A 23,963-nucleotide genomic window follows, 5' to 3' on the forward strand; every position below is an offset into this window, starting at 1 on the left:
CTTAGCTGCGATCGGCGCGCAGCAGCGCTACCAGCAGGTAAATCGCCAATGCCACTGCCAGTAGCAGTGACAGCCCGTCGAGCATGTACATGAGGTGATCTCCCTTGGTTCGGCTTGTGGGCCGCTTTGGGGGGATTGTCTTGGGTGGGGGCGTAAAGGGGCGAGATGGGGGTGGGGTGGGGCGTAAAGAGGGCGTAAAGGTTTTTGGGGTCGGGGTCGGGATTTGATGGTGACTGCTTTGGGAGATGTATGCGCATTCGTTGACGATAGAGGCTTTTCGTCACCTTTCCGCCCTTACGGCGGGTAACTTTTTGAAGGATCAAAAAGTCACCAAAAAATCCATGCTCCCATCATCCGGCCCCCTACGCTGCGCTTCGGGGGTTCCCTCGCTCCGGGCTTGCTCCGGAGGTACGCGCCGACGGGCCGTCCCTGGCCCGATCGGCGCTCGACCGGCATCCATGCCGGTCGCCCTCCTACGCAATCCCTACACTCGGCCTCCTGAAGTCGCGATTTGTGTTGCCTGGGCTATCGCGCGCTTAGAAGCAAGATCAACAGCCAGATCAAGAGCCAGATCAAGAGCTGGGATGTTGGTTTTATTGTTTTTGATGTGTTGTTTATTCTGACGCCATCGCGGGACAAGCCCGCTCCCACGTTAGTTGTGCGTACCAAACTCAAGCGTGGGAGCGGGCTTGCCCCGCGATTCAATCCTGAGTTCCCACGTTGGCAACTAGCGGTTAGCTGCGCCAGTGCAAGCGCCGCCCCTAACTTCGCGACTTCAGGAGGCCGAACGCAGGGATTGCGTAGGGGGGCGACCGGCATGGATGCCGGTCGAGCGCCGATCGGGCCAGGGACGGCCCGTCGGCGCGTACCCCCGGAGCAAGCCCGGAGTGAGGGAACCCCGGAGCGAAGCGCAGGGGCCGTATGAATGGAGCGAGGATTTTTTGGTGACTTTTTGATCCTTCAAAAAGTTACCCGCCGTAAGGGCGGAAAGGTGAATAAGCGTCACTATGAATAATGAATGCGCATACAACTTTCAAAACCAACCAACTAACAAACCAACAAACTAACCACAGCGTCCCCCCAAGATTCAAACCACCCGCAAGCCCCCAATCGCCAGCAAGCCAACGCCCCACAAAATCCCTCAACCCCCAACAAATACCAATAAAAGCAATTCTCATTTGTGCTACCGTGCCGCCTCGTCATCGTCAGCCCGCCAGGCCCCCACCATGCCCAGCTCAGATCTCAAGGCCCTCTACCTGGCCCACCGCGAGGAAATCCAGGCCTACCTGGACCGCCACCTGCGTTGCAAGGAAACCGCCGCCGACCTGACCCAGGACACCTTCATCCGCCTGAGCGAACAACTCGGCCGCAGCCGCATCGAGAACGTACGCGCCTACCTGTTTTCCAGCGCCCGCAACCTGTTCATCGACCACACCCGCCGCCAGCAGCACCGCAAAAGCGAACCACTGGACAGCGAAGAGGCCAGCGCCGCCGCGCAACCCAGCGTCACCCTCGAGCAGGCCGCCATCGCCAACCAGCAACTGGCCGCGCTCAACCAAGTCATCCAGAATATGCCCGCCCCCTGCCGCGAAGTGTTCCTGATGGTGCGCGTCGAAGGCATGACCTACGTCGATATCGGCGAGCGTCTGGGCATTTCGCCCAAGACCGCCTACAGCCGCATGGTCAAGGCCCTGGAGCTGCTGAAAAAAGGCATGCCCCGGTGAACCGACCGCACACCCCAGAGCCCATGAACAGCCAACCGCCCTTGCCCACCCCCGCCGCTGGCGATGATATCGGCCACCAGGCCAACGCCTGGTTCGCCCTGCTGCACGGTGGCGCGCCCAGCGCGCAGCAACGTGACGCCTGGGCCGCCTGGATGGCAGCCGATACGCGCCACGCCGAGGCCTACGCCGAGCTTGAGCAGTTGTGGGCGCTGTCTGCATTGCTCAAGCCACAGCCCGTTACTGCGGCACCGGCAACGCCGCAGCTGTCGCGCCGGCGCTTCGTCGGCATGGGCCTGGCGGCCGGCGTCGCGGCGCTGGCCGCTGGCACCGGCACGCTGTGGCTCAAGGGCGTTGACGCACCCTTTGCCGACCTGCGCACCGCCGTGGGCGAGCGCCGGGTGGTGCAACTGCCCGACGGCTCTACGCTGGAAATGGCCGGGCACACGGCATTGAACCTGGACTTCAGCACAACACGCCGCGCCGTCGAACTGCTGCACGGCCAGGCCTATTTCAGCGTACGCCCAAGCCCTGCCGGCGACTTCAGCATCAGCACCCAGGCCGGGCAACTGCGTACCGCCGAGGCCGAGTTCTGCCTTTCGTGCGAACACGCCGAGGCGCAGCTGGCGGTCAGCCGCAAGCAGGTGCAGGTGCTGACGGCCAGCCAGCAGACCGAGCTGGGCGAAGGCCTGGCGCTGCGCTTCAGCAAGGCGGCCACCGGCGATATCCAGCGCGCCGAGCTTGAACAGGCGCTGGCCTGGCGCAGCGGCCGCCTGGTGTTCTTCAACGAACCGCTGGCAACGGTGGTGGACGAACTGCAGCGCTGGCGCCAGGGGCGGATTTTCATCATGGACAAGCAACTGGCAACGCGCCGGGTCAGCCTGATCCTCAACCTGGAACACCCCGAGCAGATGCTCGACGTGCTGTCCCGCGCCCTGGCCATACGCACCACGCGCTACACCGGCCTGGTCACCCTGCTCTACCCCGCCTGAAAATTTTTTACATCGCCATCAGACATTTCCACACCCCATGCGTCTTCAAGCGGACTGAGAGTTATTCGCATATCTGCATTTGCATGGGGCTCGCCTGAATGGCTACACGACACACGCCGCACACCACCCTTCACCCACGCTGGCAGCGCAACGCCTTGAGCGCCGCGCTGGCCTGCACGCTGCTGGTGGGCATGCTGCCTGCGCAGGCGGCACCGGCCCAGGCGGCCAGTACGCACAGGCTGGCGCTGAACATTCCGGCGCAACCCCTGCGCCAGGCATTGCTGGTGTTCAGCCAACAGTGCGGGCAGAACGTGCTGCTGGACGGCAATGTCGACGCCAGCCTGCGCAGCACCGCAGTGGTCGGCAGCTATTCGCCGGACGAGGCCCTGGCGCGCCTGCTGCAGGGCAGCGGCTACCGCTTCGCACGCACCGATGCGGTAACCCTTTACCTGGTGCCGGTCGATACCGGCGCAGGCAGCGAGGTGACCCTGGCCCCGACGCAAATCCAGTACCAGCTCGGCGACGCCGAGGCGTTGAGCCGCGGCTACCAGGGCAGGCCGGCCGCCAGCACCACGCGCCTGGGCCTGAGCCCGCAGGAAACCCCGCAGGCGGTGTCCACCGTCACCCGCGCGCAGATCGACGACTTCAAGCTCAACAGCGTCAAGGACGCCTTGCGCAACGCCCCCACAGTGACGGTTGAGCAGTTCGAGACCGACCGTACTGCGTTCACCTCGCGTGGTTTTACCATCGACAACTTCGAGTTCGACGGCATGGGCATGCCGTTCTCTTCGGGCGTGCTGCTGGGTGACCAGGACCTGGCCGAGTTCGAGCAGATCGATGTGCTGCACGGTGCCAACGGCCTGATGAGCGGCGCGGGCAACCCGTCGGCCACGGTCAACTTCGTGCGCAAGCGGCCCACCAAAACGTTCCAGGCGCAGGTCAACACCAGTGTCGGCTCGTGGGACAACCGCCGGGTGGACTTCGATGTCAGCGGCCCGCTGACCGACAACGGCAAGGTGCGCGGGCGCGTCATCTACGCCCACGACAAGGGCAATTCGTACCTGGACCGCTACAGCCACGAAATCAATGTCACCGCCGGTCTGCTGGCGTTCGACCTGAGCGACGCCGACACGCTCACGGTGGGCTTCTCGGAGCAGAAAAGCGATTCCAACGGCAGCACCTGGGGCGCCCTGCCGATGGCCGACTTCGCCGGCAACCCGATCCACTACAGCAGCCGCAGCGCCAGCGTCGGCCAGCCCTGGACCTACTGGAACATCCACACCCAGCGCGCCTTCGCCGAACTTGCCCACGACTTCGGCGACGGCTGGCATGGCAAGCTCACCGTCACCGGCACCAACCAGCATCAGGACACCCAGATGCTGTACGCCATCCCCTTCACCGCCGACGACGCCTTCGCCTACATCAACCGCACCACCAGCACCGAGCACCAGCTCACCGGCGAGGCGCAGTTGTCTGGCCCGTTTGCCCTGTTCGGCCGCGAGCATGAACTGACCCTGGGCGCCAACTATGGCCGCAGCCGGCATGACGAGCGCGGCCATTACGCCAGCCCCAGCGGCAACCAGGTCGTCAGGCTTGAAGATGCCCTGGCCGGCAACGTGCCGCTGCCGGCACTGACCTACACCGATGAGCTCAATACCCAGCACTTCACCGACCGGCAGAAGAGCGTCTACGCCGGTGCGCGCTTCAGCCTGAGCGACGACCTGCACTGGATCGCCGGCGCGCGCATGCTCAGCGCCGATGGCGAAGGCATGGGCTACGGCTCGGCCCACGACACCCGGGTGCACGGCAAGGTCACGCCCTACACCGGGCTGGTCTATGACCTGACCGAACAGTGGAGCCTGTACGCCAGCTGGACCGAGATCTTCAAGCCGCAGTACCTGCGCAGCAGCGCGGGCGGGGTGATCGAGCCGCTGGAAGGCACCAGCAGCGAGGTGGGAATAAAGGGCAGCCTGCTCGACGACCGCCTGAACGTCAGCGCTGCGCTGTTCAAGACCGAGCAGCAGAACGTGGCGGTGACCACCGGCCAGATCATCAACGGCCAGTACGCCTACCGCGGTGAAGACAACGACAGCCATGGCATCGAGCTTGAGGCCTCCGGCGAAGCGCTGCCGGGCCTGGACCTGGCGGCCGGCTACACCTACGTGCACATCGAGGACCACAACGGCGACAAGACCCGCCGCTACGTGCCCAGCCATACCGTGCGCGGCAGCCTGACCTACCGCCTACCGGCGGCGCCCCAGGCCAAGGTGGGCACCCGGGTTCAGTGGCAGAGCGCGACCGAGGCTGACGGCAACCACCGGGTGCGCCAGGAGGCCTATGCGCTGGTGGACCTGATGGGCAGCTACCAGTTCGACCAGCACTGGAGCGCGGCGCTGAACCTGAACAACGTGTTCGACCGCAAGTATCTGTTGTCGCTGTACCAGTCGGCGGGCTCCACCAACTTTGGCGCGCCGCGCAACCTGACTGCTTCGGTGACCTGGAAGTATTGAGGCCTGGGCTGAAGGCCCCATTGCGGGGCAAGGGAGCAACTAGCACATGCGTGCTATGGATCACGCCCCCCTGCCCCGCTACGGTGCCGTGCTGGATTGCCTTCCCTTTCTGCATACCGGACGTTGCCCATGCCATCACACACCCGACTGTTATCCGCCGGCCTGCTGCTCGGCCTGCTCAGCAGCCAGGCAAACGCTGATTCCATAGACGAAATTTTCAGCGCCCAGGACAGCAACGGCGATGGCGCGATCTCCGTGCAAGAAGCCCGGGCAGCGGCCCCGGCGATCTTTCGCAGCATCGACCGCAATGGCAATGGCAGCCTGGACGTCGATGAAATCGCTGCCCACATAGCCGCCGAGGCTGGCCCGGGCACGGTATTCCCGGCGCAAGTGCTGGCCTCGGTGGCGCAGAAGACCCTGCAATACTGGGACGGTAACGGCGACGGCAAGGTGACCGAACAGGAATACACCGACGCTGCGGTCGCCTTGCTGCTAATGGCCGACAGCGACGGCGACCGGCTCGTCACCCGTGAAGAGTTGCAGCGCTTTCGCGGTGAAGCGCCCGCGCAGTAGCGCTGCCGCAAACGGCCCCATCGCCGGCAAGACGGCTACAGTGGAGCGTGTTGTTTTGGCTATCGCGAATACCTGTATGAGATTACCCAGCCCTTTCGGGCTGCGCTGTCGCGCAGAGAACTAGTCTCGCAGATGTACCGCGGCCCCTGTGGGAAGCGTGTTAAATCAATGAGTTGTTGTTTGTTCTATGAGAGCCGGCTTGCCGGCGATGGGGCCAGCCCAACTACACATGAACACTGGACTCAACGCGGCGCCGAATGCCGGCTCCAGTCCAGCAGCAGGCTATACCCCACCGCCAGCAAAGTCGGCCCGATGAACAGCCCGATGAAGCCGAACGCCAGCAACCCGCCGAACACCCCCAGCAACACGATCACCAGCGGCAGGTTGCCACCGCGGCTGATCAGGTAGGGCTTGAGCACGTTGTCCACGCCACTGATGACGAAGGTGCCCCAGATCCCCAGAAACACCGCCATGCCGTACTCTCCCTTCCACACCAGCCAACCGGTGGCCGGCACCCAGGCCAGCGGCGGGCCCATGGGGATCAGGCTGAGCATGAAGGTCACCAGGCCCAACACGATGGCCCCGGGCACCCCGGCAATCAGAAAGCCGATCAGCGCCAGCAGGCCCTGGGCGGCGGCAGTGCCGATCACGCCATTGACCACCCGCTGCACGGTGCCGGCCACCAGCTCCACGTAGTACTCGGCGCGCTCGCCCACCAATCGCTGCAGCAACCGCAGCACGAACGCCGCCAGGCGTGGGCCGTCGCGGTAGAAGAAGAACACGAACACCAGGCTCAGGGTGAGCTCCAGCACACCGCTGCCGATCTGCGCGCTGCGTGCCAGCAGCCAATTGCCCACCTGGCCCAGGTACGGCTTGGCCGAGGCCAGCAAGGCCGCGCCCTGCTGGTCGAGCGATTGCCACCAACCGACCAGGCGCTCGCCGATCAAGGGTATGCCCGCGACCCAGGCCGGCGCATCGGGCAGGCCCTCGACCTGAATGTCCCGCACAAAGGCGGTGGCATCGCGGATATGGTCGGCCAGGTTGAAACCCAGCCACACCAGCGGCAGCGCCACGATGAGGATCCAGGCCGTGGTCAGCAGGCTGGCGGCGAGGGTCTCGCGCCCGCCCAGTATACGGGTCAGCAGGCGCATCAGCGGCCAGCTGGCGAAGGCCAGGATGGCGCCCCACAGCAACGCCGAGATGAACGGCGCCATCACCCACAGCGCAGCGCCAAGCAGCGCCAGCAGCAGGATCTGCACCAGCAGGCGGTCGGTGTTGGGCATGGGGCGCTCGCTCAACGGATCAGCTCCAGGTGCAGGCCATCGGTAGGTGCATCGCCCACTTCAAGCCGGGCGCTGCGCACGCCGGCCTTGATCAACTGCTCGCGCCAGGCCTCGGCGCCCTTGCCACTGAGGCTGGCGCGCAGGGTGCTGTCGAGGTTCAGGCTACGGGCCAGCAGCGTGGCCCAGTTGGCCTGGGGTTGGGCAAGGTCAGGGTAGTCGAGCTTGCCGGTGTCGCGCAGCTCGCGCAGCACCGTGGCGGCAGTGGGCAGGATGTCGCCCAGCGGGCTTTCGGCGACGAACTCCTCCACATGCAGGTAGGCGCGGCGGTTGCCACGGGTGACGCTGTACAGCGCCACCAGGGTGTCGGCTTCTTCAGCGGAGCGGCGCAGCAGGATGAACGCCTGTTGCTCGTCACCGCCATTGAGGCGGGCATTGGCGAACACGTCGTTGGCCCACAGGCTGGCTTCGCCGCAGTCGCGGCCCTGGCACCAGAACAGCGGGTAACCGCCGTCTTGCTGCAACGCCTCGCGTGCACTGGTGAAGGCTTCGCGGGCGCTGCGCTCTACCGGTAGCTCGTAGGTGACCGAACTGACCTGGCCACGGCTTTCGACCTTGTCTTCGACCCGCAGGCGGCCGCTGATCTTGCGCAGCGGGCCCATGGGGTAGACGCGCTCCTGGGCAACGGCTGGGCGCTGGTCGACCACTTTGGCGTCAACCGGGACGGGCAGGTTGCCGGCCCACACTAGCGGGCTGGCGGCAGCGAGGCAGGCGGCGATGGCGCCGCGCAACAGCAAAGGTGTGCTCATCGGCAGCCCTCGTGGCTGCGGGGCTCGGGTGCATGGATGTCTGGCATGTACATGGTTGTCTCCCTTTCAACCCGCCAAGCCTCGACACTTGCCCGGTGCAAGTCAAGGAAAGCCAAAGAAGCGATTGAAACAGTCTGCAACAAGGCTTGCGCCGTGCTCGTCATTCAGGTGCAGGTGATGGCCACCCGGCAACAGCACCTGCTGGAAGGGTAGCTGCTCCAGCAGCTGCGTGTGGCGCGCCAGCATGCCGTCGGCGGCCACCACCAGGCAGGCCGGGCATTTCAGCCGATGCACGAAGGCCATCGCCTGGGCCTGGGCCAGGCGCTGCGGCGAGGGCAGCGTCAGGCGGCTGTCGCTGCGCCAGCTGTAGCCACCGGGCACCGGCATCAGGCCGCGACGGGCCAGCAGCTCGGCAGCCTCGCGGCTGACCGCAACCATGCCTTTCATGCGCGCTTCGACGCCCTCGTCCAGCGAGGTATAGACAGTCTTGCGCTTGCCATCCAGGCGCAGTTGCGCCTGCAGCGCCATACCCAAACGCTCGGCGGCGTCCTGCTCGGCGCCGGTGGGCGGGATCACGCCGTCGATCAGCGCCAGGTGGCTGACCCGGTCGGGCAAGGCGCCCGCCAGTTGTACCGAAATGATCGCTCCCAGCGAATGCCCCAGCAGGCCGAAGCGCTGCAAGCCCAACTGCTCGGCCACCCGCAGCACGTCATGGGCGTAGTCGGCCAAGGCGTAGCCGGCGCCTGGGGGACGGTGTTCGGAATAACCGTGCCCGGCCAGGTCGAGGGCGACGATACGCAGGCCTTTAAGCTGCGGCGCCAGCCGGGCGAAGCTGTTGGCATTGTCGAGCCAGCCGTGCAGTGCGATCACCGGCAGGCCATCGGCGGGCCCGAACAGGTGTGCGGCCAGTTCGATATGGCCCAACGCCAGGCGCACTTCCTCTACCTGCGGGCTCATGCCTGCCCCCAGCGGTCGAACAGGCCCTTGAGCAGGCTTGCGGTATCCAGCGGGCGCTCCAGCGGGAACATGTGCCCGCCCGGCAGGCTGTGGTACTCCCCCTGTGCCATGCCGCGCACGCCAAGGGCGTGGTGGCGGCGGATCACCCGGCTGTGGGTGCCGCGCACCACCGCCAGCGGCACCTGCATCTGCCGCGGCGGCAAGGGGCTGGCGTGCGGGATACTGCGGTAGATGCTGATTTCGGTGGCCGGGTCGAAGCGCAGGCGCAGGCCGCCTTCTGCCTCCTCCAGCCCATGCTCCAGATAAGCTTCCAGGCATTCAGGGTCAAAATGGCGAAACAGGGTCTTGCCGGTGAAGTAGCGCCGGGCGCTTTCCCGGTCGGTGAATACCTCGCGCCGGCCCAGGGTGCGCCCGGCCGGGGTGATGCGGTCGATGAACCCCCAGCGTTTGGCGGCCTGGATCAGCCACTGGTCGGCGCGGGTCAGTACCGGCGAGTCGAGCATCACCACCCCGCGGTAGTACTGCGGGCAGCGCAGCGCCGCATGCAGGTGCAGCACACCGCCCAGCGAGTGCCCGACGCCCCACACCGGCGCCTGCTGCTGCGCAAGGTGATGCAGCAGCTCGTCCACCAGGTTCTGCCAGTTGTCGTTCACCGGAAAGCGCGGGTCATGGGCGTGCTGCGCCAGGTGCTGCACGGCGTAGTCCGGCGCCAGGGCGCTGAACAACTTGCCGTAGGTGGCCGAGGGGAAGCCGTTGGCGTGGGCGAAGAAGATCTGCTGCGACATGGCCGCCTGCTCTGCTCGGAGGAGTGATGGCCCATTGTCGGCAAGGCAAAGGGTGGCGGCAACGTTCGGAAAGGTCATCACCAACGGCGATCAGGTCAATCAGAACTTTCCGAAGCTGTCCATGGAGCGGCGCAGGCAGGCCTGCACGTAGGCCAACTGATGCTCCAACGCCTCACGGGCCAGGCGCTGGTCCTGGTACTCCAACTGCAGCCGGCGCAGCGCCAGGCAGCTGGTTTGCAGCAGGTGCGCCATACGCAGGCTGGCGTCCTGCAGGCAGCGCAGCTCTTCTTCACCATCGAACGAAGCATCTGCGCCGGTACCCTGGCGCCCACGCACCGATGCCATCAGCTGGTACATCTTGGCATCGGCACTGTCACGCAGCAGGCTGTACTCGGCAAACTCCAGCAGTTGATCGTCCTGAACCTTCTCCAATGTGGGTTGCAGGTCAACCGAACACACCAGTTCCATCCATCGCCCACTCATGCCCATCTCCCCGAACGCTAGCGTTATCACTTGATGGCGATAACGCTAGCAAGCCGGCTGAGCGGGTAACAACTGGCAAAAATATCAGTTGCCGGGGTTATTGCGAATGGTGAAGGGCGCGCAGGGTCATGAGCCCCGCCAGGGGCCACTCCCCCTCGAGTTGCGCCAGGCTGGCCGTGCTCATGGGCGCCGGTTGCTGGCTGTGGCCATGTTCCAGCAGGCTGACCAGCGCCCCCACCAAGGGCTGGTGGCTGACCAGCAGGACCTGTTCGAGCCCCAACCGCTCAAGTTCGGTGAGCACCTGCTGCGGGTCGCTTTCCGGGGTCAGCCAGGGCACCGTGCGCACCGGCTCGGCAAAGCCCAGGGCATCGTGCACCAAGGCCGCCGTTTGCTGGGCGCGCACATAGGGGCTGGCGATGATCGCCTGCAACGGCTGGCCGAGCAGCCGCGCGGCACTGAACAGCACCTGCTCGCGACCATGCTCGGTCAGGCGCCTTTCGGCGTCGGTGTTGGCCCGCGGCTGGGCTTCTCCGTGGCGCAGCACCCACAGTTTCACAGCTTGGGCTCCTCGTCGCGCACCGGGTGCGGCGCCGGGGGCACGCTGTGGGGAGCCTCGCCTTCGGGGGCACGAGGGGCCGGCCAGTCGGCGAACGGCCAGGGTTTCTGCTCGCTGTGGAAGCTGCCGAAGCGGCCGATCTGCGCCAGGTACTGGCTGAGGCTGTCGCCGAAGTTCATCAGGCTGAGGCTGGGCGCGCCGTAGATCAGGCGGTAGATCAGTTGCACCAGCACCAGGCCTGCGAGCAGCAGTTCGGCGAGCTGCCACACCACCAGGAACACCAGCATCCACAGCACCCGCAGGATGATCGACTCGCGCTGGGCGCTTTGCGGCGTTTCGTTCATCTGTCGCTCCTTGGTTCAGTTGAAACCGCTGGTGGAAATGAAATCGACATCGGTCTTGGGCTCGGCGCGCATCAGGTGCTCGATCACCTGGGCCAAGGTGCGGCCTTCAAACAGGATGGCGTGCAGGCCGGCAACCAGCGGCATGTACACGCCTACCTCTTGCGACTTGGCCTTGAGCACCTTGAGCGTGTTGACCCCTTCGGCCACCTCGCCCAGGCGGCTGACGGCCTCGTCCAGGGTCAGGCCTTGGCCCAGGGCGTGGCCCACCTGATAGTTGCGGCTCTTGGGCGAGGAGCAGGTGACGATCAGGTCGCCGACTCCGGCCAGCCCAAGGAAGGTCATGGGGTTGGCGCCCTGGCTCACGGCAAAGCGGGTCATCTCGGCCAGCGCGCGGGTAATCAGCATGCTTTTGGTGTTCTCGCCCATGCCCAGGGCCACGGCCATGCCGGAAATGATCGCGTAGACGTTCTTCAGCGCGCCGCCCAGCTCGACACCAAAACGATCGGCGCTGGCGTAGACGCGGAAGGTGCGACCGTGCAGCACAGCCTGTACCTGCTGGCACAGCGCTTCGTCTTCACTGGCCACCACCGTGGCGGTGAGGGCATGCTCGGCGATCTCGCGGGCAAGGTTGGGGCCGGACAGCACGCCGATACGGGCCTTGGGCGCGATCTCTTCGAGGATCTGGCTCATCAGTTTGAAACTGTGCGCCTCGATCCCCTTGGTCAGGCTCACCAGGCACTTGCCACCCAACAGCTCGGCATGGGGTGCCAGCACACTGCGCAGGGCGCTGGAGGGCAAGGCCACGAAGACCAGTTCGCTGCCTTGCAGCACCGGCAGCAGGTCGCTCACCGGCTCGACGCCGTCATGCAGGCGGATGCCCTTGAGATAACGCGGATTCTCACGATTGCTGCGCATCGCCTCGGCCTGGGCCGGGTCGCGCATCCACTGGCGCACGGGGTGGCCGTTTTCTGCCAGCAGGTTCGCCACGGCGGTGCCGAAGCTTCCGCCTCCAAGAACTGCAACAGGGTGCTGTTCAGTCATATCCAATCCGTTAACCAGTAAAAGTAAATGGCGACCGGCGCATTATAAGGGCAAGCCGCAAGCCTCAAGCTACAAGTGGCAAGAAAAGCGGCAGGTCCACCGAGCTCTTGCAGCTTGCAGCTTATAGCTTGCAACTTGAATGCTCGGTTAACATGCCTGATTCATTTTTGAAACAAGGTCGTACCGTGTTCCCTGGCACGCCCCCCTACCCTCGCCTGCTCCTGCTGACGGCCTTGCTCGGCGGGCCGGCCGTGGCCGACGACCTGTTCATCGACAACCAGGACCTGCCTCAGGTTCTGACCGCCACCCGCCTGAAACAATCCCCGGCCGCCGTGCCGGGCAGCATGACCGTGCTCGACAGCGAGCTGATCCGCGCCAGCGGCGCCCGTGACATACCTGAACTGCTGCGCCTGGTGCCGGGCATGATGATCGGCTACGGCGCCGGCAACCAGCCCACGGTCAACTACCACGGCAGCAACGTCAACGACGCCCGGCGCATGCAGGTACTGATCGACGGCCGCTCGGTGTACCGCGCAGGCCTGGCCACGGTGGACTGGAGCGATATCCCGGTGGCGCTGGAAGATATCGAGCGCATCGAGGTGTTCCGCGGCCCCAATACGGTCAGCTACGGCGCCAACGCGCTGATGGCGGTGGTCAACATACTCACCCGCAACCCGGCCGACAGCCACGGCACCCGGCTGAAGATGACCCGCGGCCAGGATGGCATCAACGACTACTACGTCAGCCACGGCCTGGGCTGGGATGGCGGCGACCTGCGCCTGTCGGTATCGGGCCAGCAGGACGACGGCTTCGACGAAGACCAGTTCGGCCACGACTACCGCGACAGCCGCAGGCTCAACCGCATCAACCTCAACGCCATCCACTACTTGGCGCCAGACCAGACCCTCGAATGGCAACTGGCAGCCAAGGAAGGCAGCAACCAGCGCCCATACACCTACCAGCCTGTGTTCGGCCGATACCGGGCGGGCAACGACGCTGACGTCAACGCCAAGGACTACGCAGGCTCAGTGCGCTGGAACATCGACTTCAACCCCGACCACAGCCTGTATGTGCAGGGTTCGGCGCAGCACTTCGACCGCCAGCAGGTGTGGCGGGCCTGTGATGCCGCCATCGCCTTCAGCCCCGAACTGACGCGGCTGTGGCAGCTCAACCCGAACTATGCCGAGCAGGTGGCGCGCAGCCTGTTCACAGGCAGCCCGCCAACCAGTAGCGACCCGACCCTGAACGCCCTGCGCCAGGAAGTGTTGAACCAGTGGAATGCCGGCGGCAATAACACTGTCTGCGGCGACGTCGACCAGAGCACCCGCGAAACCCGCTACGACCTGGAAGTGCAGGACACCCTGAGCCTGACCGACAGCCTGCGCCTGGTCAGCGGCATGAACTACCGCTATGACAAGGCCGACTCGCAGACCTACTTCAACGGCACCCTCGACGACCAGACCTGGCGCCTGTTCGGCCAGCTCGAATGGCGCGCCGACGAGCACTGGATCGTCCAGGGCGGCGCCATGTACGAAAAATCCCAGCTGTCGGGCAATTCGCTGACCCCGCGGGTGGCGGTGAACTACCTGATCACCCCGCGCCATGGCTTGCGCGCGGTGTACTCCGAGGCCATCCGTTCGCCGGACATGTTCGAGAACAACGTCAACTGGAGCTACACGGTAAAAAACCTGTCGCCCAACCTGTACGGCCTGCAGAACGGTGAGTACTTCGTCAAGACCCGCGGCCCGGGCAACCTCGACCAGGAACACATGCGCTCGCGCGAACTGGGCTACAACGGCTACTTCAGCGACATCGACCTGAGCATGGACGTGAAGCTGTTCTACGACGAGATCACCGGCATGATCAGCGAGCCGTTGAAGAACAACCAGTACATCGCCAGCAACGCCAACAAATCGCGCTTCAGCGGCAGCGAGGCGCAGTTCGACTGGCGCATGAGCCGCCGCGACCGCCTGCGCCTGACCTACGCCTACGTCGACGCCTGGGCCAGCAACCCGGCAGACAGCCGCCTGACCGCCCGCAACAGCGGCTCGGCCGGCTGGCTGCGCGAATGGGGCGATGGCTGGTCGAGCGCGCTGTTCTATTACGGTGACGACGCGCTCAACGAGTACCGCTACGAGCGCATCGACCTGCGCCTGGCCAAGCGCTTCAAGGTGCAGGGCAGCAACCTGGAGCTGGCCGCCCTGTGGCAGCAACGCCTGGACGACGAACCCACTACGCTGGTGCAGAACCGCTACGACAGCCGCCATCGCTTGAGCGTCAGTGCGGAGCTGGAGTTCTGATGAGCTTACTGCTGCGCTTGCTGCTGTTGTGCCTGCTGCCACTGGGGTCGCTGTCTGCCAGCGAAATCCTGCTGGTGGGCGCCGAGGAGCAGCCTGGCATCCGCAGCTTCGTCAGCGCCCTGGAGCAGCGCCGACCCCACGACAAGGTAGCGTTTCGCGAGGTGGCGCAACTGCCCAAGCCTGGCCAGTTGAAAGCCGACACCCGGTTAATTCTGCTCGACGGGCCGGCGCTGGACTGGCGCCTGACTGAAGCCGCAGGCCCATCGGCGCTGGCCCTGCGGGTCAGCCGGGTACAGGCCGAGCAGCGCTTGGGAAAGTCACGCCCAGCGTTCCTCAGCCTGCTGTGGAGCGACCCGCCACTGGCGCGGCAACTGCGCCTGGCCCACTACCTGTTGCCGCAGGCCCGGCGCATTGGCGTGCTGTACGCTGAACAAAGCCGTTTTTTACTCGATGAATTACGCCAGGCCGCCGAACCCCTGGGGCTGGAGATAGTCGCCCAGGACTGGCCCGACCTTCGCGACAGCCGCCCGCTGCAGCACCTGCTGGCCAACAGCGACGTGCTGCTGGGGCTCGACGACCCTGAACTGTACAACTCCAAATCCGCCAAGAACGTGCTGCTGAGCAGCTACGGCCGGCAAATGGCACTGATCGGCCCCAACGCAGGGTTCGTTCGTGCCGGCGCCCTGGCCAGCACCTACAGCGACCAGGACGACTGGCTGGCCGTGCTCGAGCAGTTGCTCGACCAGCCGCCGGCGCGCTGGCCGCGCAGCCTCTACCCCGCGCGCTTCGGCGTCAGCGGCAACCAGCAGGTCGCCCGCGCCCTGGGCCTCGAAGCCATCGAGCCCGGCGCAGCCGCCAAGGCCCTGGCCGCAGGAGAACCCACCCCATGAGCAAACGCCTGAGCTGGGATATCCATACCCGCACCCAGATCATCAGCCTGGGCCCTGCCCTGCTGCTCACCTTGCTGTTGATCAGCTTCTTCACCTTCGTGCGCATTCAGGACTTGCGCCAGGAGCTCAACCACACCGGGCAACTGATTGCCAACCAGCTGGCCCCAGCCTCCGAATACGGCGTGATCTCGGGCAACAACGAAGTGCTCGACAGCCTGATGCGCGCCACCCTGAGCATCCCCCATGTGCGCTTTCTTGAAGTGCAGGACAGCCGCAATCACATCCTGGTGTACGTCGAGCAGCCCGACGAAAGCCAGAACCGCGCCCAGCGCGTGGAGGTGTTCCAGGCACCGATCCGCCTGCAGCAGATTCGCCTGGACAACGATTTCCTGCAGGGCAAGCCACAGTTGCCGAGCATCGGTGACGACTACCTGGGGCGGGTGATCGTCGGCATGTCGGACGACGCCTTCAGCCAGCGCCAGCAGGAAATCGTCATCAAGGCCGGCATCCTGGCGCTGTTCGCCCTGCTGTTCACCTTCTTGCTGGCGCGGCGCCTGGCCATGAGCCTGTCCAAGCCCATCAGCGACATGGGCCATGCGGTCAAGGCCATCCAGCAGGGTGACTTCAACGCACCACTGCCGGTGGTCGATGACAGCGAACTGGGCCATCTGGCCAGGCACATCAACAACCTGGCCAGCGCCCTGGACCACGCCGCCCACGAACAGCAGCAGGCCATGGGCCAACTGATCCAGGCCCGCGAGGAGGCCGAGCAGGCCAACCGCGCCAAGTCCGATTTCCTGGCGATGATGAGCCATGAGCTGCGCACACCCATGAACGGCGTGCTGGGCATGCTGCAACTGCTGGAGACCACCCGCTTGACCGGCGAGCAGGCCGAGTACACCGCGGTGGCCAGCGAGTCCACCGGGCACCTGCTCAAGGTGATCAACGACATCCTCGACTTCTCGCGGATCGAGCGCACCACGCTTGAGCTGGAACACATCGACTTCAACCTCGCCGAGCTGATCACCAGCAGCGTGCAGTCGTTCCAGCACACCGCCCAGCAACGCGGCCTCACATTGCGCCTGCAACTGCCGCAGGCCCCGGCGCCGCAGCAGGTGGTCGGAGACCCGACGCGCATCCGCCAGATTTTGCTCAACCTGGTGGGCAATGCGCTGAAGTTCACCGAGCGTGGCGAGGTGGCGGTGGAGGCACGCTGGCAATTGCTCGACCGCCAGCTGCTGTGGTTCACCTGTGCGGTGCGTGACACCGGCATCGGCATCGACAGCAACCGCCTGGAAATGATGTTCGTGGCCTTCCAGCAGGCCGACAGCTCGATTTCGCGCCGCTACGGCGGCACCGGCCTGGGCTTGTCGATCGCCCGCACCCTGGCCGAGCGCATGGGTGGCCAGTTGCGCGCCGAAAGCCGCGAAGGTCTGGGCTCGACCTTCACCCTGGAAATGCCCCTGGCGCTGTCGAACACCCCGGCGGCTCTACCGCCAGGCGCGGCCGCGGCAGAGCTGCCCGGCCACGCTGGCGAGCGGATCCTGCTGGTGGAAGACAACCCGGTCAACCAGAGCGTGATCGAGGCCATGCTGCGCAGCCTGGGCTTCGAGGTCGGCCTGGCCGTGGACGGTGCCCAGGCGGTCGAGCTGGTCGGCCAGCAGCCGTTTGCCGCCGTGCTGATGGATTGCCGCCTGCCGCTGATGGACGGTTACGAGGCCACCCGGCGCATTCGCCTGCTGCCGCAAGGCGCCGGGCTGCCGATCATCGCCCTGACCGCCAATGTACTGGAGGGCGACCGTGAGCGCTGCCTGGCCGCCGGCATGGACGATTACCTGAGCAAACCATTCAAACGCACCGACCTGCAGCGCACATTGGGCCACTGGTTACCCGGTCGGACAGCCGCGACTGGCGATAAATGCTAAAGTGCGGCAGTCTTAAAGACTGGACAGGACCGACGCCGGCCCTGAAAATAACATTTCAGTGCACACCTGTACTTCATTTGCCAGGTGCGCTGTGACTTTCACCACAACGCAATAGTCTACCTGTAGGCTGCCGCCCCGGATGCAAAGCGTTTCGGGCCGGCCGGGAAGATTCATCCCCTGCCACAGGGGGTTATTGAGGAGCTCGCATGACCAAACAAAACGCCTTTACCCGGGAAGACCTGCTGCGCTGCAGTCGCGGTGAGCTGTTCGGCCCAGGTAATGCGCAACTGCCCGCCCCGAACATGCTGATGGTCGATCGCATCGCCCACATCAGCGAAGAAGGCGGCAAGTACGGCAAAGGTGAATTGGTCGCCGAGCTGGATATCAATCCGGACCTGTGGTTCTTCGCCTGCCACTTCGAAGGCGACCCGGTGATGCCAGGCTGCCTGGGCCTCGATGCCATGTGGCAGTTGGTCGGCTTCTTCCTCGGCTGGCAGGGCCTGCCAGGCCGCGGCCGCGCCCTGGGTTCGGGCGAAGTGAAATTCTTCGGCCAGGTACTGCCTAGCGCCAAGAAAGTCACCTACAACATTCACATCAAGCGCGTCCTGAAGGGCAAGCTGAACATGGCCATCGCCGATGGCTCGGTCAGCGTCGATGGCCGCGAGATCTACACTGCCGAAGGCCTGCGGGTCGGCGTGTTCACCTCCACTGACAATTTCTAAGGGTTATTCGCATGCGCCGCGTCGTTATCACTGGTCTGGGCATCGTATCGTGCCTGGGCAATGACAAAGCTACCGTCACCGAAAACCTGCGCAACAGCCGTCCGGGTATCCGCTACAACCCGGAATACAAGGAAATGGGGCTGCGTAGCCAGGTTTCCGGCTCCATCGACCTCAACCTCGAAGAGCTGATCGACCGCAAGGTCTATCGCTTCGTCGGCCACGCCGCTGCCTACGCGTACCTTGCCATGCAAGACGCGATCAAGGACTCCGGCCTGACCGAAGAGCAGGTTTCCAACCCGCGCACCGGCCTGGTTGCCGGCTCCGGCGGCGCTTCCACGCTGAACCAGATGGAAGCCCTGGACACCCTGCGCGAAAAAGGCGTCAAGCGCGTCGGCCCGTACCGTGTCACCCGCACCATGGGCAGCACCGTTTCGGCGTGCCTGGCCACCCCGTTCAAGATCAAGGGCATCAACTACTCGATCTCGTCGGCCTGCGCCACGTCCGCACACTGCATCGGCACCGCACTGGAGCAGATCCAGTGGGGCAAGCAGGACATCGTCTTCGCCGGTGGCGGTGAAGAAGAGCACTGGAGCCAGTCGTTCCTGTTCGATGCCATGGGCGCCCTGTCGACCAAGCGCAACGAAACCCCGGAACTGGCCTCGCGCGCCTACGACGCCGACCGTGATGGCTTCGTCATCGCTGGCGGCGGCGGCATGGTAGTGGTCGAGGAGCTGGAACACGCCCTGGCCCGTGGCGCCAAGATCTACGCCGAAATCGTCGGTTACGGCGCGACTTCCGACGGCTACGACATGGTCGCCCCGAGCGGCGAAGGCGCCATCCGCTGCATGCAGCAGGCGCTGTCCACCGTCGACACCCCGATCGACTACCTGAACACCCACGGCACCTCGACCCCGGTCGGTGACGTTGCGGAAATGAAAGGTGTACGTGAAGTGTTCGGCGCCAACGCCCCGAAGATCAGCTCGACCAAGAGCCTGTCGGGCCACTCGCTGGGCGCCGCCGGTGTGCACGAGGCGATCTACTGCCTGCTGATGATGGAAAACAACTTCATCGCCGGCTCCGCCAACATCGACGAGCTGGACCCAGAGGTCGCCGACCTGCCGGTACTGCGCAAAACCGAAGAAAACGCCAAGATCGACACGGTCATGAGCAACAGCTTCGGCTTCGGCGGCACCAACGCTACCCTGGTGCTCAAGCGCTGGACCGGCAAGTGATTGCCTGATGCGCTGAAGCAGAACGCCCCGGCCTAGGCCGGGGCGTTTTTGTTTGTGCCTCAGCCGCAACACAAACCTGTGTAGGAGCGGCCTTGTGCCGCGAAAGGGGCGCGCAACGGCCCCAGCAATCTCGGTAATGACGCCGAGCCCCAAGGGCCCGTTCGCGGCACGAGGCCGCTCCTACACAGGGCAATCAGGCCTTCAAACCGAAAACCGCTGCACCAGGGTATTGAGGTCCACCGCCAACTGCGACAGCGCCTGGCTGGCGGCGGAGGTCTGCTCGGCGCCGGCCGAGGACTGATGCGCCAGGTCGCGGATGGTGGTGAGGTTACGATCCACCTCCCGCGCCACCTGCGCCTGTTCTTCGGAGGCACTGGCAATCACCAGGTTGCGCTCGTTGATCTGCCCGATGGCCTCGGCAATCGCCTCCAGCGCCGCCCCGGCCGCATGCGCTCCACCCAAGGTCGAGCGGGCCTGGGCATCGCTTTGCTGCATGCCCTGCACCGCGCGCCCGGCACCGCCCTGGATGGCGACGATCATCTGTTCGATTTCGCGGGTCGAAGTCTGTGTACGATGGGCCAGCGCCCGCACCTCATCCGCGACCACGGCAAAGCCACGCCCGGCCTCCCCTGCCCGCGCAGCCTCGATGGCAGCGTTGAGCGCCAGCAGGTTGGTCTGCTCGGCAATGGCGCCGATCACATCCAGCACCTTGCTGATATCGTGCACCTGCTGCGCCAACTGCCCCACTTCCTCGGCATTGCCGGCCACGCCGCTGGCCAGGGCCTCGATGGCGGCCACCGTGGCCTGCACCTGCTCGCGGCCCTGGCGGGCAATACGGTCGGACTCGCTCGAGGCCTCGGACGTCGCAACGGCGTTGCGCGCCACCTCCTCCACGGCAGCGGTCATCTGGTTCACCGCCGTGGCTGCCTGCTCGATCTCAAGGCTCTGCTGCTGCAGCCCCCGGGTGGCATCCTCGGTCACCGCGCTGAGTTCTTCAGACGCCGAAGCCAGCTGGCTGGCGGAGTCAGAGATCCGCCCGATGGTCTCGCGCAGGCTCTGCTGCATGCGCTTGAGCGCGGCCAGCAGGCGCGCCGGCTCGTCATCGCCCTGCACGCTGATCTGCGGCGTGAGGTCGCCGGTGGCCACGGTTTCAGCAACCTGCAGCGACTGCCCCAGGGGCCTGACGATGCTGCGGGTCAGGGCCAGCGCCAGCACCACAGTCAGGGTCAGGGCCACCAGCAGCAGCCCGGCCACCCAGACCCGCGCACCACTGTAGACCGCCTCGGCCATGGTGGTGGCGAGCCCGGCATGGTGGTTGTTCAGCTCGATCAGCTCGTTGAGCGTGGCGGTCATCTGGTCGGCGATCTGGTTCATCTCGCCATTGACCAGAGTGGCGGCGGCGCCGATGTTGCCCTGGGTGGCCAGTTGCACCACCTGCGACTGCAGGCCCATGTACTGCTGCTCCAGGGCCTGGTAGCGGTCGAACAGGGTGCGCTCCTCGGGCAGCACGATCAACGCGCCGTAACGCGCCTGGGCCTTGCTCAGGCCGGTCTTGATCTCGTCGATACGGGCGGTGTTCTGCTGCTGCGCGGCGCTGTCGTTGTTGACCAGCAGACGCAGGGTCAGGGCGCGGATACGCAGAGCGTCCTGGGCCATGTGCCCGACCGAGATGACACTGGGCAGCCAGTTGTCGTCGACTTGCTCGGCCTGCTGGCGCATGTCGGTCATCTGTTTCAGCGCCAGAGCGCCCAGCGCCACCACCAGCAGGGCCATGATGCCGAAGCCGAGGCTGGCGCGCGGGGCGATGTTCAAACGTCTGAGGTTCATTCGGGTTCCCTCCCAAAAGTGATCGTTCCTTCGCATAAAGAAGGTATCGGGCGATTGGCAATTTGCGTAAGACGAAAACGCAATATCAAACGCTACTTCACCGGCTTTGCAGCCTTGGGCAGTACGGCCAGGAAGTTGTCCCGCGCGACCTTGCGCGCCACCGCCTCTGGCAAGGCATCGAGAAACGGCTTGAAACCGTGCATCTGCTCGCCGATACCGTCGAAGCGGCCGACCACATCCGAGCCCAGCATGAAGCGCTCGGGAAAGCGCTCGACCAACGCCAGCCATGGCTTGCGCGGCGTGCCGTGCTCATCCAGCAGGTACGGCTCGAGCACGCTCCAGGACAGGTCGACGTACAGGTTCGGGTAACTCTCCAGCAACCGGCTCAATACCGGCAGCAGAAAGTCCATCTTCGTTTGATGACGGTGGATCTCCAGGCTGCTGCCGGCGTGGGCCCAGATGAAGCGGGTATGCGGGTGGTTACGCAGCGGCTCCTCGATTTCTGCCAGGTACAGCGGGTTGCGCTCGCGCTTGGAGGTGATATTCGAATGCAACAGCACCGGCAGGTCGCGCTCGGCGGCCAGGTGGTAGATACGGGTCATCGCCTCGTTGTTGGCCCGCGGCGTGTCGCCGCTGGTCAGGGCGGTGAGGTCGTCGTGGCGGGTGAACACCTCGCCGATGCCCTGCCACAGCCCCGGGTAGAGTTCGAGCATGCGCTCGATATGGCTGACAGCGTTCTTGTCCACCGGGTTGAAACCGGTGAGAAACGGGTGGAAACGCCTGCGCTGTTCAGGGGCCAATGGCTGCAGTGCGGCCGCCACGTACAGATCGGTGGCGCTGTACCAGTAGGCGTCGGCATCGTCACCGGCGTAGTAACGCGGGCGCTTGGGCTCGTCCTCGTGCCATTTCTTGGCCACCGGAATGCCCGAGATCATCGACTGCTCCACCCCGGCTGCGTCCATGGCAGCAAGCAGCGCCGGCATGCCTTCGCTTTCCTGGAAAAAGTCCACGTAGTGCAGGTGGGCATCGCTGTAGCGGTATTCGCGGGCCTCGGCCGCCAGGGGCAGGTAGCCGCAGAGCAGCAGGCCGGCCAACGCACGGGTTATCATCGGCGCCTCCTTCAGAGTTGAGAAAACAGTAGACCCGCCAGCGCTCGCGGCAGTTCAGCAGCGGCCTTCGACCCGTTATGCTGGGGCCCTCACCGCCCGGAGCCCCACCCATGAGCAGCCCCCTGGTCATCCGCCCCCGCGCCGAATCGGTCGAGGGCCAGCCGATCCTACGCCCGTTGCCGTCGGCCCAATGCCGCAGCGTCGGCCCATTCGTGTTCTTCGACCATATGCTTGAAACCGACTACGCCCCGGGCCACGGCATGGATATTCGCCAGCACCCGCATATCGGCCTGTCGACCCTCACCTACCTGTTCGAGGGCGAAATCCAGCACAAGGACAGCCTGGGCTCGGACCAGCGCGTACAACCCGGCGAAGTCAGCTGGATGACCGCAGGCGCGGGCGTGGCGCATGTCGAGCGCACCCCGGCCGAAGTGTTCACCCGCGGTTCGCGGCTGCATGGGCTGCAGGTGTGGCTGGCCTCGCCCCAGGCGCACGAGCAGGGCCCGGCAAGCTACAGCCACCACCCGGCGGCCAGCCTGCCGGTCAGCGATACCCTTGGCGTACGCATTTGCATGATCGCGGGCACAGGCTTTTGCCTGGCGTCACCGGTGCCGGTGCTCTCCCCTACCCTGTATGCCCATGTGCAGATGCAGCCGGCGACCACCCTGAGCGTGCCGAACGAGCATGCACAGCGTGCGCTGTACCTGCTGGAGGGCGAGCTGATGCTGGATGACGAGCCGGTACAGCCGTGTAGCCTGGTGGTGCTGCCGGAGGGTGAAGAAGCCGTGCTGTACGCCGCGCAAGAGTGCCAGCTGGTGCTGATCGGCGGCGCGCCGCTGGATGGGCCGCGGCGGATGAACTGGAACTTCGTTGCCAGTGACCCGGAGCTGATCGAGCAGGCCCGGGTGAAGTGGGCTGCGGGGGATTGGCCGGTGGTGCCGGGGGAATATTCGCGGATCGAGTTACCGCGTTGATTTGGGGCCGCTTTGCGGCCCTTCGCGGGTAAACCCGCTCCCACAGGGTTATGTGCAACCTCAAGCCAGCACCAACCTGTGGGAGCGGGGTTTACCCGCGAAGGGCTGCAAAGCAGCCCCTGCGCATCAGCGCTGGAACACCTCCTTGAGCAGGTTGTGCATCGAGCGGAACGCGCGCTCAGAGGTGCGGCGGTCGTACTGCATCTTGCCCGGCACGTTGGCGTTGGGGTCGGTGAACGAGTGCACCGCGCCGCCATAGCTCAGCAACTGCCAGTCAACCTTGGCAGCGTCCATTTCTGCCTCGAAGGCCGGCAACTGCTCCTTCGGTACCAACGGGTCGGCAGCACCGTGCAGCACCAGCACCGAGCCTTTGATGCGCTTGGCGTCTTCAGGGTTGGGGGTGTCCAGGGTGCCGTGGAACGACACCGCGGCACGCAGGTCGGCGCCGGTACGGGCCAGCTCCAGGGCGCAGCAGCCGCCGAAGCAGAAGCCGAAGGTGGCCACCTTGCCCGGTTCCAGCAGGGCCTTGGACTGGCCCAGCAACTGCGCCAGAGCTTCCTGCATGCGTTTGCGCAGTTCACCGCGGTCGTTCTTCAGCGGCATCATCGCCGCCCCGGCTTCATCAGCGTTGGACGGGCGCACCGATTGGCCGTACAGGTCGGCGATCAGTACCACGTAGCCTTGCTCGGCCACTTCCTTGGCGATGCGCTCGGCGCCTTCGCCGATGCCCATCCAGTTCGGCGCCATCACCAGGCCTGGGCGGCCCAGCGCACCGGGCTCGTAGACCAGGCGGCTTTCGTAGGTCTTGCCGGACAGGTGATAGACCAGCGATTCGACGATGACTTTGCTCATTCAGCTCTCCTGGGGCGTTCACGGTTTGGCAAATTCTAGACGGTGCAATCTCATCGCGGGGCAAGCCCGCTCCCACGGGAA

The 23,963-nt window shown here is 65.3% G+C and carries 22 protein-coding genes and 1 pseudogene; 10 read left to right on the plus strand and 13 right to left on the minus strand.

The window, feature by feature from the left end; all coding sequences use genetic code 11:
* Position 1 precedes the first annotated feature (1 nt).
* Positions 2 to 91 (minus strand): K(+)-transporting ATPase subunit F, encoded by a 90-nt coding sequence (gene kdpF / locus KSS93_RS20625; RefSeq protein WP_033743702.1) that lies wholly within the window; start codon positions 89 to 91, stop codon positions 2 to 4.
* Positions 92 to 1,226: 1,135 nt separating this feature from the next.
* On the opposite strand from kdpF, the gene KSS93_RS20630 reads away from it, so the two are divergent.
* The 4 genes from KSS93_RS20630 to KSS93_RS20645 all read left to right on the plus strand — a co-directional run bounded on the left by KSS93_RS20630 (position 1,227) and on the right by KSS93_RS20645 (position 5,796).
* The gene (locus KSS93_RS20630; protein WP_217885755.1) at positions 1,227 to 1,724 is read left to right on the plus strand and encodes an RNA polymerase sigma factor; all 498 of its coding nucleotides are present in this window, start codon (positions 1,227 to 1,229) and stop codon (positions 1,722 to 1,724) included.
* Positions 1,721 to 2,713, plus strand: coding sequence for a FecR family protein (locus KSS93_RS20635; RefSeq protein WP_217885756.1), 993 nt, complete (start codon positions 1,721 to 1,723; stop codon positions 2,711 to 2,713). The genes KSS93_RS20630 and KSS93_RS20635 overlap by 4 nt, the downstream gene beginning before the upstream one ends.
* Before the next feature lie 98 nt (positions 2,714 to 2,811).
* The gene (locus KSS93_RS20640) at positions 2,812 to 5,223 is read left to right on the plus strand and encodes a TonB-dependent siderophore receptor (protein WP_217885757.1); all 2,412 of its coding nucleotides are present in this window, start codon (positions 2,812 to 2,814) and stop codon (positions 5,221 to 5,223) included.
* A gap of 129 nt (positions 5,224 to 5,352) precedes the next feature.
* Entirely contained in the window at positions 5,353 to 5,796 is a 444-nt protein-coding gene (locus KSS93_RS20645; RefSeq protein WP_217885758.1) for an EF-hand domain-containing protein, read from the plus strand.
* A 242-nt stretch (positions 5,797 to 6,038) separates the two neighbouring features.
* Here KSS93_RS20645 and KSS93_RS20650 read toward each other — a convergent pair whose 3' ends face one another.
* The 8 genes from KSS93_RS20650 to KSS93_RS20685 form a co-directional block, all read right to left on the minus strand.
* Positions 6,039 to 7,079 (minus strand): AI-2E family transporter, encoded by a 1,041-nt coding sequence (locus tag KSS93_RS20650; RefSeq protein WP_217885759.1) that lies wholly within the window; start codon positions 7,077 to 7,079, stop codon positions 6,039 to 6,041.
* Between the two features lie 11 nt (positions 7,080 to 7,090).
* A complete protein-coding gene (locus KSS93_RS20655) occupies positions 7,091 to 7,885 on the minus strand; it encodes a DUF4892 domain-containing protein (protein WP_217885760.1) in 795 nt (264 codons plus the stop codon).
* A 102-nt stretch (positions 7,886 to 7,987) separates the two neighbouring features.
* Positions 7,988 to 8,842: an alpha/beta hydrolase gene (locus KSS93_RS20660; RefSeq protein ID WP_217885761.1), complete on the minus strand. Its 855-nt coding sequence runs from the start codon at positions 8,840 to 8,842 to the stop codon at positions 7,988 to 7,990.
* Positions 8,839 to 9,627: an alpha/beta fold hydrolase gene (locus tag KSS93_RS20665; protein WP_217885762.1), complete on the minus strand. Its 789-nt coding sequence runs from the start codon at positions 9,625 to 9,627 to the stop codon at positions 8,839 to 8,841. Before KSS93_RS20665 ends, KSS93_RS20660 begins: the two co-directional genes overlap by 4 nt.
* Positions 9,628 to 9,726: 99 nt before the next feature.
* A complete protein-coding gene (locus KSS93_RS20670) occupies positions 9,727 to 10,110 on the minus strand; it encodes a hypothetical protein (protein WP_217885763.1) in 384 nt (127 codons plus the stop codon).
* A 97-nt stretch (positions 10,111 to 10,207) separates the two neighbouring features.
* Positions 10,208 to 10,666, minus strand: a complete 459-nt coding sequence (gene sixA, locus KSS93_RS20675; protein WP_217885764.1) for a phosphohistidine phosphatase SixA — start codon at positions 10,664 to 10,666, stop codon at positions 10,208 to 10,210.
* Positions 10,663 to 11,010 carry a DUF4389 domain-containing protein gene (locus tag KSS93_RS20680; protein WP_217885765.1) on the minus strand — a complete coding sequence of 116 codons (348 nt, stop codon included), beginning with the start codon at positions 11,008 to 11,010 and terminating at the stop codon, positions 10,663 to 10,665. Before KSS93_RS20680 ends, sixA begins: the two co-directional genes overlap by 4 nt.
* A gap of 15 nt (positions 11,011 to 11,025) precedes the next feature.
* The gene (locus KSS93_RS20685; RefSeq protein WP_217885766.1) at positions 11,026 to 12,051 is read right to left on the minus strand and encodes an NAD(P)H-dependent glycerol-3-phosphate dehydrogenase; all 1,026 of its coding nucleotides are present in this window, start codon (positions 12,049 to 12,051) and stop codon (positions 11,026 to 11,028) included.
* Positions 12,052 to 12,203: 152 nt separating this feature from the next.
* Between KSS93_RS20685 and KSS93_RS20690 the strand changes: the two genes are divergently transcribed.
* The 5 genes from KSS93_RS20690 (at position 12,204) to fabB (ending at position 19,120) form a co-directional block, all read left to right on the plus strand.
* Positions 12,204 to 14,351, plus strand: a complete 2,148-nt coding sequence (locus tag KSS93_RS20690; RefSeq protein ID WP_217885767.1) for a TonB-dependent receptor plug domain-containing protein — start codon at positions 12,204 to 12,206, stop codon at positions 14,349 to 14,351.
* The gene (locus tag KSS93_RS20695; protein ID WP_217885768.1) at positions 14,351 to 15,241 is read left to right on the plus strand and encodes an ABC transporter substrate-binding protein; all 891 of its coding nucleotides are present in this window, start codon (positions 14,351 to 14,353) and stop codon (positions 15,239 to 15,241) included. Before KSS93_RS20690 ends, KSS93_RS20695 begins: the two co-directional genes overlap by 1 nt.
* The gene (locus tag KSS93_RS20700; RefSeq protein ID WP_217885769.1) at positions 15,238 to 17,166 is read left to right on the plus strand and encodes an ATP-binding protein; all 1,929 of its coding nucleotides are present in this window, start codon (positions 15,238 to 15,240) and stop codon (positions 17,164 to 17,166) included. The genes KSS93_RS20695 and KSS93_RS20700 overlap by 4 nt, the downstream gene beginning before the upstream one ends.
* A gap of 206 nt (positions 17,167 to 17,372) precedes the next feature.
* On the plus strand, positions 17,373 to 17,888 hold the full coding sequence (fabA, locus tag KSS93_RS20705) for a 3-hydroxyacyl-[acyl-carrier-protein] dehydratase FabA (RefSeq protein ID WP_217839467.1): 516 nt from the start codon (positions 17,373 to 17,375) through the stop codon (positions 17,886 to 17,888).
* 11 nt (positions 17,889 to 17,899) lie between these two features.
* Positions 17,900 to 19,120: a beta-ketoacyl-ACP synthase I gene (gene fabB, locus KSS93_RS20710; RefSeq protein ID WP_217839468.1), complete on the plus strand. Its 1,221-nt coding sequence runs from the start codon at positions 17,900 to 17,902 to the stop codon at positions 19,118 to 19,120.
* 201 nt (positions 19,121 to 19,321) lie between these two features.
* Here fabB and KSS93_RS27010 read toward each other — a convergent pair whose 3' ends face one another.
* From KSS93_RS27010 to KSS93_RS20720, 3 genes and pseudogenes are all read right to left on the minus strand, one after another.
* The gene (locus KSS93_RS27010) at positions 19,322 to 20,185 is read right to left on the minus strand and encodes a methyl-accepting chemotaxis protein (RefSeq protein WP_437182135.1); all 864 of its coding nucleotides are present in this window, start codon (positions 20,183 to 20,185) and stop codon (positions 19,322 to 19,324) included.
* Positions 20,177 to 20,983 (minus strand): annotated as a pseudogene (locus tag KSS93_RS27015) (MCP four helix bundle domain-containing protein); the annotation flags it as partial. The pseudogene KSS93_RS27015 and the gene KSS93_RS27010, both read right to left, overlap by 9 nt.
* Before the next feature lie 56 nt (positions 20,984 to 21,039).
* Complete coding sequence (locus KSS93_RS20720; protein ID WP_217885771.1) at positions 21,040 to 22,056, minus strand: amidohydrolase family protein; 1,017 nt, start codon at positions 22,054 to 22,056, stop codon at positions 21,040 to 21,042.
* A gap of 110 nt (positions 22,057 to 22,166) precedes the next feature.
* Between KSS93_RS20720 and KSS93_RS20725 the strand changes: the two genes are divergently transcribed.
* Positions 22,167 to 23,030 (plus strand): pirin family protein, encoded by an 864-nt coding sequence (locus KSS93_RS20725; protein WP_217885772.1) that lies wholly within the window; start codon positions 22,167 to 22,169, stop codon positions 23,028 to 23,030.
* Between the two features lie 126 nt (positions 23,031 to 23,156).
* On the opposite strand, the gene KSS93_RS20730 is transcribed toward KSS93_RS20725, so the two are convergent.
* Positions 23,157 to 23,882 (minus strand): dienelactone hydrolase family protein, encoded by a 726-nt coding sequence (locus tag KSS93_RS20730; RefSeq protein ID WP_217885773.1) that lies wholly within the window; start codon positions 23,880 to 23,882, stop codon positions 23,157 to 23,159.
* Between the last annotated feature and the right edge of the window lie 81 nt (positions 23,883 to 23,963).

Origin of the sequence: Pseudomonas xanthosomatis (genome assembly GCF_019139835.1) — a bacterium.
Taxonomy (GTDB): Bacteria; Pseudomonadota; Gammaproteobacteria; order Pseudomonadales; family Pseudomonadaceae; genus Aquipseudomonas; species Aquipseudomonas fakonensis.

Coding starts and splice junctions, on each gene's coding strand:
- kdpF (WP_033743702.1), bottom strand. CDS start 91: ATGTACATGCTCGACGGGCTGTCACTGCTACTGGCAGTGGCATTGGCG.
- KSS93_RS20630 (WP_217885755.1), top strand. CDS start 1,227: ATGCCCAGCTCAGATCTCAAGGCCCTCTACCTGGCCCACCGCGAGGAA.
- KSS93_RS20640 (WP_217885757.1), top strand. CDS start 2,812: ATGGCTACACGACACACGCCGCACACCACCCTTCACCCACGCTGGCAG.
- KSS93_RS20645 (WP_217885758.1), top strand. CDS start 5,353: ATGCCATCACACACCCGACTGTTATCCGCCGGCCTGCTGCTCGGCCTG.
- KSS93_RS20650 (WP_217885759.1), bottom strand. CDS start 7,079: ATGCCCAACACCGACCGCCTGCTGGTGCAGATCCTGCTGCTGGCGCTG.
- KSS93_RS20655 (WP_217885760.1), bottom strand. CDS start 7,885: ATGAGCACACCTTTGCTGTTGCGCGGCGCCATCGCCGCCTGCCTCGCT.
- KSS93_RS20660 (WP_217885761.1), bottom strand. CDS start 8,842: ATGAGCCCGCAGGTAGAGGAAGTGCGCCTGGCGTTGGGCCATATCGAA.
- KSS93_RS20665 (WP_217885762.1), bottom strand. CDS start 9,627: ATGTCGCAGCAGATCTTCTTCGCCCACGCCAACGGCTTCCCCTCGGCC.
- KSS93_RS20670 (WP_217885763.1), bottom strand. CDS start 10,110: ATGAGTGGGCGATGGATGGAACTGGTGTGTTCGGTTGACCTGCAACCC.
- KSS93_RS20680 (WP_217885765.1), bottom strand. CDS start 11,010: ATGAACGAAACGCCGCAAAGCGCCCAGCGCGAGTCGATCATCCTGCGG.
- KSS93_RS20685 (WP_217885766.1), bottom strand. CDS start 12,051: ATGACTGAACAGCACCCTGTTGCAGTTCTTGGAGGCGGAAGCTTCGGC.
- KSS93_RS20690 (WP_217885767.1), top strand. CDS start 12,204: ATGCCTGATTCATTTTTGAAACAAGGTCGTACCGTGTTCCCTGGCACG.
- KSS93_RS20695 (WP_217885768.1), top strand. CDS start 14,351: ATGAGCTTACTGCTGCGCTTGCTGCTGTTGTGCCTGCTGCCACTGGGG.
- KSS93_RS20700 (WP_217885769.1), top strand. CDS start 15,238: ATGAGCAAACGCCTGAGCTGGGATATCCATACCCGCACCCAGATCATC.
- fabA (WP_217839467.1), top strand. CDS start 17,373: ATGACCAAACAAAACGCCTTTACCCGGGAAGACCTGCTGCGCTGCAGT.
- fabB (WP_217839468.1), top strand. CDS start 17,900: ATGCGCCGCGTCGTTATCACTGGTCTGGGCATCGTATCGTGCCTGGGC.
- KSS93_RS27010 (WP_437182135.1), bottom strand. CDS start 20,185: ATGCAGCAGAGCCTGCGCGAGACCATCGGGCGGATCTCTGACTCCGCC.
- KSS93_RS20720 (WP_217885771.1), bottom strand. CDS start 22,056: ATGATAACCCGTGCGTTGGCCGGCCTGCTGCTCTGCGGCTACCTGCCC.
- KSS93_RS20725 (WP_217885772.1), top strand. CDS start 22,167: ATGAGCAGCCCCCTGGTCATCCGCCCCCGCGCCGAATCGGTCGAGGGC.
- KSS93_RS20730 (WP_217885773.1), bottom strand. CDS start 23,882: ATGAGCAAAGTCATCGTCGAATCGCTGGTCTATCACCTGTCCGGCAAG.